Annotated in this window: 13 protein-coding genes; 12 read left to right on the forward strand and 1 reads right to left on the reverse strand. The window is 72.7% G+C overall.

Translation table 11 applies throughout. From position 1 onward, the window contains the following. Window positions 1-104: 104 nt before the first annotated feature. Window positions 105-1,310 carry a cytochrome P450 family protein gene (locus IE247_RS27595; protein WP_190126017.1) on the forward strand — a complete coding sequence of 402 codons (1,206 nt, stop codon included), beginning with the start codon at window positions 105-107 and terminating at the stop codon, window positions 1,308-1,310. A 58-nt stretch (window positions 1,311-1,368) separates the two neighbouring features. Here the strand turns inward: IE247_RS27595 and IE247_RS27600 are convergent, their stop codons facing one another. Beyond that, on the reverse strand, window positions 1,369-2,007 hold the full coding sequence (locus tag IE247_RS27600; protein ID WP_190126018.1) for a TIGR03085 family metal-binding protein: 639 nt from the start codon (window positions 2,005-2,007) through the stop codon (window positions 1,369-1,371). Window positions 2,008-2,175: 168 nt separating this feature from the next. On the opposite strand from IE247_RS27600, the gene hisI reads away from it, so the two are divergent. The 11 genes from hisI to lgt all read left to right on the forward strand — a co-directional run bounded on the left by hisI (window position 2,176) and on the right by lgt (window position 11,254). After that, complete coding sequence (gene hisI, locus IE247_RS27605) at window positions 2,176-2,547, forward strand: phosphoribosyl-AMP cyclohydrolase (protein ID WP_373305615.1); 372 nt, start codon at window positions 2,176-2,178, stop codon at window positions 2,545-2,547. Window positions 2,548-2,561: 14 nt separating this feature from the next. After that, on the forward strand, window positions 2,562-4,058 hold the full coding sequence (locus tag IE247_RS27610; protein ID WP_190126020.1) for an anthranilate synthase component I: 1,497 nt from the start codon (window positions 2,562-2,564) through the stop codon (window positions 4,056-4,058). Window positions 4,059-4,097: 39 nt separating this feature from the next. Further along, window positions 4,098-4,745, forward strand: a complete 648-nt coding sequence (locus IE247_RS27615) for a TIGR02234 family membrane protein (protein WP_190126021.1) — start codon at window positions 4,098-4,100, stop codon at window positions 4,743-4,745. Window positions 4,746-4,944: 199 nt separating this feature from the next. Further along, window positions 4,945-5,211 carry an HGxxPAAW family protein gene (locus tag IE247_RS27620; protein ID WP_190126022.1) on the forward strand — a complete coding sequence of 89 codons (267 nt, stop codon included), beginning with the start codon at window positions 4,945-4,947 and terminating at the stop codon, window positions 5,209-5,211. Window positions 5,212-5,324: 113 nt separating this feature from the next. Then, window positions 5,325-5,762 (forward strand): DUF2752 domain-containing protein, encoded by a 438-nt coding sequence (locus tag IE247_RS27625; protein WP_190126023.1) that lies wholly within the window; start codon window positions 5,325-5,327, stop codon window positions 5,760-5,762. A gap of 137 nt (window positions 5,763-5,899) precedes the next feature. Continuing rightward, entirely contained in the window at window positions 5,900-6,709 is an 810-nt protein-coding gene (gene trpC, locus IE247_RS27630) for an indole-3-glycerol phosphate synthase TrpC (protein WP_190126024.1), read from the forward strand. Between the two features lie 9 nt (window positions 6,710-6,718). Continuing rightward, a complete protein-coding gene (trpM, locus tag IE247_RS27635) occupies window positions 6,719-6,913 on the forward strand; it encodes a tryptophan biosynthesis modulator TrpM (protein ID WP_229869383.1) in 195 nt (64 codons plus the stop codon). 214 nt (window positions 6,914-7,127) lie between these two features. Next, window positions 7,128-8,366, forward strand: a complete 1,239-nt coding sequence (gene trpB / locus IE247_RS27640; protein ID WP_190126025.1) for a tryptophan synthase subunit beta — start codon at window positions 7,128-7,130, stop codon at window positions 8,364-8,366. Continuing rightward, the gene (trpA, locus tag IE247_RS27645; RefSeq protein WP_190126026.1) at window positions 8,363-9,187 is read left to right on the forward strand and encodes a tryptophan synthase subunit alpha; all 825 of its coding nucleotides are present in this window, start codon (window positions 8,363-8,365) and stop codon (window positions 9,185-9,187) included. Before trpB ends, trpA begins: the two co-directional genes overlap by 4 nt. A gap of 86 nt (window positions 9,188-9,273) precedes the next feature. Continuing rightward, window positions 9,274-10,152, forward strand: coding sequence for a DsbA family protein (locus IE247_RS27650; protein WP_190126027.1), 879 nt, complete (start codon window positions 9,274-9,276; stop codon window positions 10,150-10,152). A 136-nt stretch (window positions 10,153-10,288) separates the two neighbouring features. Beyond that, a complete protein-coding gene (gene lgt, locus IE247_RS27655) occupies window positions 10,289-11,254 on the forward strand; it encodes a prolipoprotein diacylglyceryl transferase (protein WP_190126028.1) in 966 nt (321 codons plus the stop codon). Window positions 11,255-11,314 lie beyond the last annotated feature (60 nt).

Genomic DNA, 11,314 nt, shown 5'->3' on the forward strand with positions numbered 1-11,314 from the left:
GTGGCCACAAGGCCGAAAGTGATGTTCTTCGAGCTCCGGGCCCGGACTAGCGTGCTGCTGGATCCCACGTGCGCAGTCAGCGCGCGTGAACAGCGAGGAGCAGCATGGCGGCCCGGCCCATCGCCGATCTCTTGGAACTCAGTCCGGACTTCTTCCGCGACCCCTACCCCGTCTACGCCGCGCTCCGCGCGCGCGGCCCCGTCCACCACGTACGCACCCCGGCCGATCTGGAGATGTGGCTCGTCGTCGGACACGAGGCCTGCCGCACCGCGTTCACCGACCCCCGGCTCAGCCGGGACTGGCTCAGACCGGGAGCCGTCAATGAGGCCATGGGCGTCGGAGACGATCTGCCCGCCCTCGCCAACATGCTGATGTCCGACCCGCCCGACCACACCCGGCTGCGCCGGCTGGTCGCCAGGGGGTTCACCCCGCGCCGGGTCGAGGAGATGACCGAGCGGGTCCAGCGAATAGCCGACGAGCTGCTCGACGCGATGGCGGCGCAGCCGGAGCGCCGGGCGGATCTGGTCATGTCCTTCGCCTTCCCGCTGCCGATGACGGTCATCTGCGAACTGCTCGGCGTGCCCGAGCTCGACCGCGTCGCCTTCCGCGCCTGGTCCAACGAGGTTGTCGCGCCCACCGACCCCGAGATCCAGGCGAACGCGTTCCGCGAGATGGCGGCGTACCTCCGGGAGCTGGTCGTCGCCAAACGCGCCAGCCCCGCCGAGGACCTGCTGAGCAGCCTGATCCACACCGTCGACGAAGGCGGCGACCGGCTCTCCCCCGACGAGCTGATCGGGATGGCCTTCCTGATCCTGGTCGCCGGGCACGAGACCACGGTCAATCTGATCGGCAACGGCGTCCGCGCGCTCTTCGCCCACCCCGGACAATTCGCCGAGCTGCGGGCCGACCCGGGACTCCTCGAAGGGGCCGTCGAGGAGATGCTCCGCTACGACGGCCCGCTGGAGAACAGCACCATGCGCCTCGCCCTGGAGGACGTGGAGATCGGCGGCGAGACCATCCCGGCCGGCGCCACCGTGCTCATCGGCATCGCCGACGGAAACCGGGACCCGGCGCGCTTCAAGGACCCCGACCGGTTCGACATCCACCGGGACGCCCGGGGGCATCTCGCCTTCGGCCACGGACTGCACCACTGTCTGGGCGCGCCACTGGCCCGGCTGGAGGGCCGCATCGCGATCCGGGGCCTGCTGGACCGCTTCCCCGACCTCGCCCCGGACACCGACGAGGCGGCCCTCTCCTGGCTGCCGGGGATGCTGATACGAGGCGTGCGGGAGCTGCCCGTCCGCTGGTGAGCGCCCATGGTGCCCGCCCGGTCCCGCCGGGCGGGCACCACCCGGGGGAGCCGCCCGGTCAGAGCGGCATGCCCAGCGGGGCCTTGACGACCCGCTCCACCGCCTCCGCCTCGCCCGCCAGATCCACCTGGGCCGCGTCCTGCCGCCCGAAGGCGAAGACCGTCAGCTCACCCGGCTCACCGGTCACCGTCACCACCGGCGTCCCCCGGTGCGACACTGCCGTCTGACCGTCCGGACGGCGCAGCACCAGCCCCACCGGCGACTTCCGGCCCAGCAGCCGCGCCGCCTTCTCCAGCCGCGCCCACAGCGCGTCCTGGAACACCTTGTCCAGCGGCCGCGCCGTCCAGTCCGGCTGCGCCCGGCGCACATCCTCCGCGTGGACGAAGAACTCCACCGTGTTCGCCGCCTCGTCCACCTGCTTGAGGGCGTACGGGGAGAGCCTCGGCGGCCCGGTGCGGATCAGCTGGATCAGCTCCTCGTACGGCTTGGCGGCGAACTCCGCCTGCACCCGTTCGAGACGGTCGCGCAGCGCGGAGAGCAGGAGTCCGGCCGCGGCGTCGGCGCGGCGCTCGCGGACCACCACATGGGCCGCGAGATCCCGGGTCGTCCAGCCCTCGCACAGGGTCGGGGCGTCTGGGCCCGCCGCTTCCAACAGATCGGCGAGCAGAAGCCGTTCACGTTTGGCATGGGTCGACATACAGCCAGCGTACGGCGACCGCCACCGCTCCGCCCAGCGGATACGTCCTGTTCACCCCCGGGCCGGACCTCCCGGACCCCGCCCAGTGCCGTACGGCCTCGTCCGGCCCCGCCCGGCCCCGTCCGCCTTGTGGACGCCGGGCCCGCCCGGCCGCCGGGGCGCGGCACAATGGATGCCATGACCAGCAGTGTCCCCGCCAGCTCCCTGGACCCCGCCGTCGCCGCCCGCCTCAAGCGCGACACCGGCGGTCTCGTCCCCGCGATCGCCCAGCAGTACGACACCGGCGAGGTGCTCATGCTCGGCTGGATGGACGACGAGGCCCTCCACCGCACCCTCACCACCGGCCGCTGCACCTACTGGTCCCGCAGCCGCCAGGAGTACTGGGTCAAGGGCGACACCTCCGGCCATGTCCAGCACGTCAAGTCCGTCGCCCTCGACTGCGACGGCGACACCCTCCTCGTCAAGGTCGACCAGGTCGGCGCGGCCTGCCACACCGGGGACCGCACCTGCTTCGACGCGGGCCCGATCCCGCTGGGCTAGTAGGGTCAACCGCCATGGACCTGGAGACCTTCCGCAAGCTCGCCGTCGACCGGCGTGTCATCCCCGTCAGCCGCCGACTGCTCGCGGACGGAGACACCCCGGTGGGGCTCTACCGCAAGCTCGCGGCCGAGCGCCCCGGCACCTTCCTCCTGGAATCCGCCGAGAACGGCAGGTCCTGGTCCCGGTACTCCTTCGTGGGCGTCCGCAGCGCCGGCACGCTCACCGAGCGTGACGGTCAGGCCCACTGGCTGGGCACCCCGCCCGTCGGCGTCCCGCTGGACGGCGACCCGCTGGCCGCCCTGCGCGCCACCGTCGAGGCCCTGCACACCCCCCGTGACCTGGCCTCCGGCATGCCGCCCTTCACCGGCGGCATGGTCGGCTACCTCGGCTACGACATCGTCCGCAGGCTGGAGAAGATCGGCCCCGGCGAGCACGACGACCTCCGGCTCCCCGAGCTGACCATGCTGCTCACCTCCGATCTCGCCGTACTCGACCACTGGGACGGCACGGTCCTGCTGATCGCCAACGCGATCAACCACAACGATCTCGACACCGGACTCGACGAGGCCCACGCGGACGCCGTCGCCCGGCTGGACGCCATGGAGCGCGACCTCGCCCGTCCGCTGGTCTCCGTACCGGCCGTACTGCCCCCCTCCGAACTCCCCGAGTTCTCCGCGAAGTGGGGCGGCGAGCAGTACCAGGACGCCGTCGAGGACATCAAGGAGCGCATCCGGGCCGGCGAGGCGTTCCAGGTGGTGCCCTCCCAGCGGTTCGAGACCGAGTGCACCGCGAGCGCGCTGGACGTCTACCGGGTGCTGCGGGCCACCAACCCCAGCCCGTACATGTACCTCTTCCGCTTCGACGGCTTCGACGTCGTCGGCTCCAGCCCCGAGGCCCTGGTCAAGGTCGAGGACGGGCACGCCATGGTCCACCCCATCGCGGGCACCCGCCCCCGGGGCGCGACCCCGCAGGAGGACCAGGCCCTCGCCGACGAGCTGATGGCCGACCCCAAGGAGCGCGCCGAGCATCTGATGCTCGTCGACCTCGGCCGCAACGACCTGGGCCGGGTCTGCGCGCCGGGCAGCGTCGAGGTGGTCGACTTCATGTCCATCGAGCGCTACTCCCATGTGATGCACATCGTCTCCACCGTCACCGGAAAGGTCGCCGAGGGCCGCACCGCCTTCGACGTACTCACCGCCTGCTTCCCGGCGGGCACCCTCTCCGGCGCTCCCAAGCCCCGCGCCATGCAGATCATCGACGAGCTGGAACCGGCCAGACGCGGACTGTACGGCGGCTGCGTCGGCTATCTGGACTTCGCCGGGGACTCCGACACCGCGATCGCCATCCGTACCGCCCTACTGCGCGACGGAACCGCGTTCGTGCAGGCCGGAGCCGGTGTGGTGGCCGACTCCGACCCGGTCGGCGAGGACACCGAATGCCGCAACAAGGCGGCGGCCGTACTCCGTGCCGTCCACACCGCCAACCGCCTCCAGAGCCATACCGGCCGGTAGCCCCAACCGGCCGACGAACGCCCGGGGCCATAAGGGATAGTGGGGCGGGTGAGTGCTGTTCCCGTACCCCAGCCCCGCGCCGCCGCCGCATCGGCCGCCGCGAACGGCGACCGCCGAAGCCTCGCCGCGGCGCTGCTCCTCGGAGCCGTCGGCGCGACCGTCGTCCTTCTCGCCTCCGGTCAGATCTGGGCCGAGGGCCGGGCCGCCGTGGCAGGCGGAGCCCTGCCGCTGGACGCCAGCGGCAGCGAGGTCACCGGTGTGCCCACCGCCCTCGCGATCGTCGGCCTGGCCGCCCTCGTCGCCGTCTTCGCCGTGCGCGGCAGAAGCCGCCTCCTGGTGTCGGCCCTGCTCGCGCTGAGCGGCGCGGGCGCGGCGGCCGCCGCGTACGCCGGGGCCTTCGACCGCGAGACCCTGGAGCTGGAGGCGGCGAAGACCGTCGGCCACTCCTCCGCCACGGTGGAGGCCCTCACCCATACGGCCTGGCCCTACGCGACCGCCGTCGGAGCCGTGCTGATCCTCCTCGCGGGCCTTCTCGCGCTCCGCTACGGCGCCCGCTGGCCCGCCATGTCGGGCCGGTACGAGCGCGACGGATCGCCCCGCGCCGCCGCCGCCCCGGCCGCCGTCGACCCCGACCGCCCCGAGGACCTGTGGAAGGCGCTGGACCGGGGCGAGGACCCCACCGGCTGACCGGCGCGCCGCCCCGCCGCCGTACGGTGATCCCCGCGCCCCGCCGCACCCGCCCCCGGGCGCGTGCCGACGCACGGCGTGCGGGAGAATGAGGCCGCGAGCCCGGAGCGTCCCGGGCAGCGGCTCAACGGCACGGAACCGGCCCCCCCAGGGGAGCACCGGCACCGCGCCGCCACGGACTTCACACGAGGAGCAATTCATGTCGGCCACCGCCCACGGACACACCCCGGCCGCCTGGACCGGCGTCATCATCTCGTTCATCGGCTTCTGCGTCTCCGGTGTCTTCATGGTCGCCGCCAACCCCCTCGGCTTCTGGGGCGGCATCGTGATCGTTCTCGTCGGCGGCGTCGTCGGCCTGGCGATGAGCCGCACCGGCCTCGGCATGCCCAAGAAGTCCGCCGAGCAGCTCGAAGCCCGCGAGCAGGCCACCCTGGCGGCCCGCGCCCACGGGCGCGCCTCCGTCTGAGCCCCCGGGGAGCGGAGACGCGGACCGGCCCGGCCGGTCCGCGTCCCCGTTTGCCCGTTCGCGCCGCACGGGCCGCCGGCCGCGGTCGCGGAGACAATCACGGGGTGAAAGCCATGACCTCATCCGTCGCCCCCGGGCCGCCGCCCGGCCCCGCCCCGCTCGCCCGCAGGCTCGCCCCGCCGCTGGCCGTGCTGGCCCCGGTCGTCGCGGCCTTCGCCTACGTCGGCGCGGTCGACCCCAATGAGCCCGGCCACTACCCGGTCTGCCCGCTGCTCAGCCTCACCGGTCTCTACTGCCCCGGGTGCGGCGGGCTGCGCAGCGCCCACGCCTTCGTCACCGGCGACTGGGCCGCGGCCCTGGGAGCCAACGCGGTCGCCGTCGCCGGTTATCTCGTCTTCGCCGTTGTCTGGGTGATCTGGCTGATTCACGCCGTACGGGCCCGCCCCCTGCGGCTCTCCCTCGCACCGGCCTGGTGGTGGTCGCTCGGCGTGGCCGCACTGCTGTTCAGCGTGGTGCGGAACCTCCCCTTCGGCTCTGCCCTGGCCCCCTGACGTCTCAAGGGGTGAACCGCCTCCGGTCCCACCCAGTGGGACAGCCGTCAACCGGATGCGAGGCCGGGGCCCCGCTGCGGATACCATCGACATGGCTGATCCTTAACCATCAATCGTTCCGGAAGGGGGCCGCTCGGGTGAGTGTGCTCGACGAGATCATCGAAGGCGTACGCGCCGACCTCGCGGAACGGCAGGCGCGCGTGAGCCTCGACGAGCTCAAGGAGCGCGCGTCCCAGGCTCCCGAGGCCCGGGACGGCGTCGCCGCGCTGCGCGGCGAAGGCGTCCAGGTCATCTGCGAGGTGAAGCGCTCCAGCCCCTCCAAGGGCGCGCTCGCCGCGATCGCCGACCCGGCCGCACTCGCCGCCGACTACGAGGCGGGCGGCGCGGCCGTCATCTCCGTGCTGACCGAGGAGCGCCGCTTCGGCGGCTCCCTCGCCGACCTGGAGGCCGTGCGCGCCCGGGTGGACATCCCCGTGCTGCGCAAGGACTTCATCGTCACCGCCTACCAGCTCTGGGAGGCCCGCGCCTACGGGGCCGATCTGGTGCTGCTGATCGTGGCCGCGCTGGAGCAGGAGGCCCTGGTCTCGCTGATCGAGCGCGCCGAGTCGATCGGGCTGACCCCGCTGGTCGAGGTCCACGACGAGGACGAGATCGAGCGGGCGGTCGCCGCCGGAGCGAAGATCATCGGCGTCAACGCGCGCGATCTGAAGACCCTCAAGGTCGACCGCTCGACCTTTGAGCGCGTCGCCGAGGACATCCCGGCCCACATCGTCAAGGTGGCCGAGTCCGGGGTGCGCGGTCCGCACGACCTGATCGCCTACGCCAACGCCGGAGCCGACGCCGTACTCGTCGGCGAGTCCCTGGTCACCGGGCGTGACCCCAAGGGGGCCGTCGCCGACCTGGTCGCCGCCGGAGCCCACCCGGCCCTGCGCCACGGCCGGAGCTGAGCCGCCGCCGTGCCCGCCGTCCTGAGCCGTCCGCGACCCGTCCCGGGTGAGGGGTACGCGCGCCTCGCGCGCGGCTGCCGCCCCCGGGGCTGCCGCGCGCCGGCCAGGCGGGTGCACGGCCGCCGGGTCCGCTATGTGATCGGCTCGGAGCCCGGCCAGGTCAACGGCATGCGATGGCGACACGCGGCCACCGCGCACCACTGACACCGATTCCACCCGGGGAGCCCTCCCCGCTTCCGGCCCGCACGCGGCACGCCCGCGCGCGCCGGAGCCTTCGCGAGGGCGACACCCGGCCGGCCCCTCCGGTCGTTCCCGGACATCCGGCCGTCCGGCGGGACCATGTCATTCGTGCGCACACCGTGTCCCTTGCACCTTTCAGACTTCAGGGGCTTCGCGCCCCGCCCGAGGAGTACGTCGGATGTCTTCTGACTTCTTCATTCCGGACCCTGACGGTCAGGTCCCCACCCCCGCCGGCTACTTCGGCGACTTCGGGGGCAAGTTCATCCCCGAGGCCCTCGTCGCCGCCGTCGACGAGGTCGCCGTCGAGTACGAGAAGGCCAAGGCCGACCCCGCCTTCGCCGCCGAGCTGAACGACCTCATGGTCAACTACGCGGGCCGACCGAGCCCCCTCACCGAGGTGCCCCGGTTCGCCGAGCACGCGGGCGGCGGCCGGGTCTTCCTCAAGCGGGAGGACCTCAACCACACCGGCTCCCACAAGATCAACAACGTTCTGGGCCAGGCGCTGCTCACCCGGCGCATGGGCAAGACCAGAGTCATCGCCGAGACCGGAGCGGGCCAGCACGGCGTCGCCACCGCGACCGCCTGCGCCCTCTTCGGCCTGGAATGCACCATCTACATGGGCGAGATCGACACCGAGCGCCAGGCGCTCAACGTCGCCCGGATGCGGATGCTCGGCACCGAGGTCATCCCAGTGAAGTCCGGCAGCAGGACCCTCAAGGACGCCATCAACGAGGCCTTCCGCGACTGGGTCGCCAATGTGGACCACACCCACTACCTCTTCGGCACGGTCGCCGGACCGCACCCCTTCCCGGCCATGGTCCGCGACTTCCACCGGGTGATCGGCGTCGAGGCCCGCCGCCAGATCCTGGAGCGCGCCGGACGCCTCCCCGACGCGGCCGTCGCCTGCGTCGGCGGCGGTTCCAACGCCATCGGGCTCTTCCACGCCTTCCTCCCGGACTCCGGCGTCCGGCTCGTCGGCTGCGAGCCCGCGGGCCACGGCATCGAGAGCGGCGAGCACGCGGCCACCCTGACCGCGGGCGAGCCGGGCATCCTGCACGGCTCCCGCTCGTACGTCCTCCAGGACGAGGAGGGCCAGATCACCGAGCCCTACTCGATCTCCGCCGGACTGGACTACCCGGGCATCGGCCCCGAGCACTCCTACCTCAAGGACGCGGGCCGCGCCGAGTACCGCGCGGTCACCGACGACCAGGCGATGCAGGCGCTGCGCCTGCTCTCCCGCACCGAGGGCATCATCCCGGCCATCGAGTCCGCCCACGCGCTCGCCGGAGCGCTGGAGGTCGGCCGCGAGCTGGGCGAGGAGGGGCTGATGGTCGTCAACCTCTCCGGGCGCGGCGACAAGGACATGGACACCGCCGCCCGCTACTTCGGGCTGTACGACGGGGAGGAAGCGAAGTGACCGGACAGGTACGGCTGCTGAACGACACGCTCGCGGCGGCGAAGGCGGAGAACCGGGCGGCGCTCATCGCCTATCTCCCGGCCGGATTCCCGACCGTCGACGGCGGCATCGAGGCGGTCAAGGCCGTCCTGGACGCCGGCGCGGACGTGGTGGAGGTGGGGCTGCCGCACAGCGACCCCGTCCTGGACGGCCCGGTCATCCAGACCGCCGACGACATCGCCCTGCGCGGCGGCGTCAAGATCGCCGATGTGCTGCGCACGGTCCGCGAGGCGCACGCCGCCTCGGGGAAGCCGGTGCTGGTGATGACGTACTGGAATCCGATCGACCGCTACGGCGTGGAGCGGTTCACCGCCGAGCTGGCCGAGGCGGGCGGCGCGGGCTGCATCCTGCCCGACCTGCCGGTCGAGGAGGCGGGGGTGTGGCGCGAGCACGCCGAGAAGCACTCCCTGGCCACCGTCTTCGTCGTCGCGCCGAGCAGCAAGGACGCCCGGATCGCCCGGATCGTCGAGGCCGGTTCGGGTTTCGTCTACGCGGCGTCGCTGATGGGCGTCACGGGCACCCGCGCCTCGGTGGGCGCCCAGGCCCAGGACCTGGTGGAGCGCACCCGCGCCACCACCGACCTTCCCGTCTGTGTGGGCCTCGGAGTCTCCAACGCCGAGCAGGCCACCGAGGTCGCCGCCTTCGCCGACGGAGTGATCGTCGGATCGGCCTTCGTCAAGCGGCTGCTGGACGCCCCGGACGGCCCCTCGGGCCTGCTCGCCGTGCGCGAGCTGGCGGGCGAGCTGGCCGAGGGCGTACGACGGGGGCGCGCCGAAGCGTAGGACGCGCCGCTCGTACATGATCGCTCGTACGGGTGGTTGTGTAACCGGGGAGGCGCGCAGGCGCCTCCCCGGTTCGTTTGCGGGGTGTGAGCGACAACAATCAGGAACGGCAGGGGACCGCGCGAGAGCGCCTCCAGAGGGAACGCGAGCGGGAGAAGGCCCGGGAGAAGCGGCGGCGGACACTGATCGTCTCCGCGGCGGTGGTGGCGGTCCTCGGACTGGCCGCCGTGGTCGGGGTGATCGCGGCGACCGCGGGCTCCGGCAAGGACGGCGGGTCCCAGGCCGGTCCGCTGCTGGCGCCCTCGGGCGTGGAGGGCAAGGACCAGCTGTCCTTCCCGGCCGGCGCGAGCGACGCCCCGTCCACGCTCACGGTGTGGGAGGACTTCCGCTGCCCGGTCTGCGCGCAGTTCGAGAACGTCATGAGGGACTCCATCCAGGAGCTGGAGAAGTCCGGCCAGCTGAAGGTCGAGTACAACCTCGCCACCATCATCGACGGCAACATGGGCGGCACCGGCTCCCTGCGCGCCGCCAACGCGGCGGCCTGCGCCCAGGACGCCGGCAAGTTCTCCGAGTACCACGACGTGCTCTTCCGGAACCAGCCGCAGGAGGCCGACGACGCCTTCGGCAAGAACAGCAGGCTGATCGAGCTGGCGGGCAAGGTCGAGGGCCTGGACACCCCCGCCTTCCGCAGCTGTGTGCAGGACGGCGCGCACGACTCCTGGGTCGCCAAATCGAACAAGGCCTTCGCCGAGGGCGGCTTCCGGGGCACCCCGACGGTGCTGCTGAACGGGGAGTCGATCTTCCCGGACAAGGCCGGGCTCCAGATCTCTGCGGCCAATCTGGAGAAGTGGGTCGCCGAGGCGAACAAGGGCAAGCGGCCCGGGACCCTGACCCCGACGCCGTCCGCGTCCGCCACTCCTTCCACGGGCTCTCCGTCGGCGACACCGGCCGCGACGACTCCCTGATCGAAGGGGCCCGGACGACGGGGCCGGGGGCGGTCGGCGCGCCGCTCCCGGCCGCGTGCCGCCCCGGCCCGTTATCCAGACGTTGCCCGGGTGGGTTGCCGTGTCCGGCGCCGGGCAGGGTAGCGTCGGACCTGCCATGGAACTTGCCTACATTCCCAGCCCGTCGAGCGGCGCGATCCAACTCGGACCGCTTCCGCTGCGCGGCTACGCGCTCTGCATCATCATCGGCGTCTTCGTGGCCGTCTGGTACGGCAACAAGCGATGGATCGCCCGGGGCGGCAAGGCCGGCACGGTGGCCGACATCGCCGTCTGGGCCGTGCCCTTCGGCCTGATCGGCGGCCGGCTCTACCACGTGATCACTGACTATCAGCTGTACTTCAGCGAGGGTCAGGACTGGGTGGACGCCTTCAAGATCTGGGAGGGCGGCCTCGGTATCTGGGGGGCGATCTCCTTCGGCGCGGTCGGCGCCTGGATCGGCTGCCGCCGCCGGGGCATCCCGCTCCCGGCCTGGGCGGACGCCCTCGCGCCCGCCATCGCCTTCGCCCAGGCGATCGGCCGCTGGGGCAACTGGTTCAACCAGGAGCTGTACGGCAGGCCGACGGATCTGCCCTGGGCGCTGGAGATCAGTGAGGGGCCGAACCGGGAGGCGGGGCTCTACCACCCCACCTTCCTCTACGAGTCCCTCTGGTGTGTCGGCGTCGCGCTGCTGGTGATCTGGGCCGACCGCCGCTTCCGGATGGGCCACGGCCGGGCCTTCGCCCTGTATGTCGCCGGGTACTGCGCGGGCCGCGGCTGGATCGAGTACATGCGCGTCGACGAGGCCCACGAGATCCTCGGGCTGCGGCTCAATGTGTGGACCTCGATCGTGGTGTTCGTGCTCGCCGTGGTGTACATCGTCGTCTCGGCGCGGCTGCGGCCGGGCCGCGAGGAGATCGTGGAGCCCGGACAGCCGGGCTCCGACGGAGCTGACGGAGCTGACGGTACCGACGGAGAGAGCGCGGACGCCTCCGACGAGGGCGCGGACGCGGAGGCGAAGCCGGCCGCCGGGCCGGACCCCGACAAGTCGGCCGGGTCCGCCGCGGCCTCGGCCGACAAGGCCTGACCCGAACCTGCTGGAACGGCGAGTGGCCGCCGGGGGGAGCCCCCCGGCGGCCACTCGCCG

It is taken from the genome of Streptomyces inusitatus, from assembly GCF_014651115.1.
Lineage (GTDB): Bacteria > Actinomycetota > Actinomycetes > Streptomycetales > Streptomycetaceae > Streptomyces > Streptomyces amakusaensis.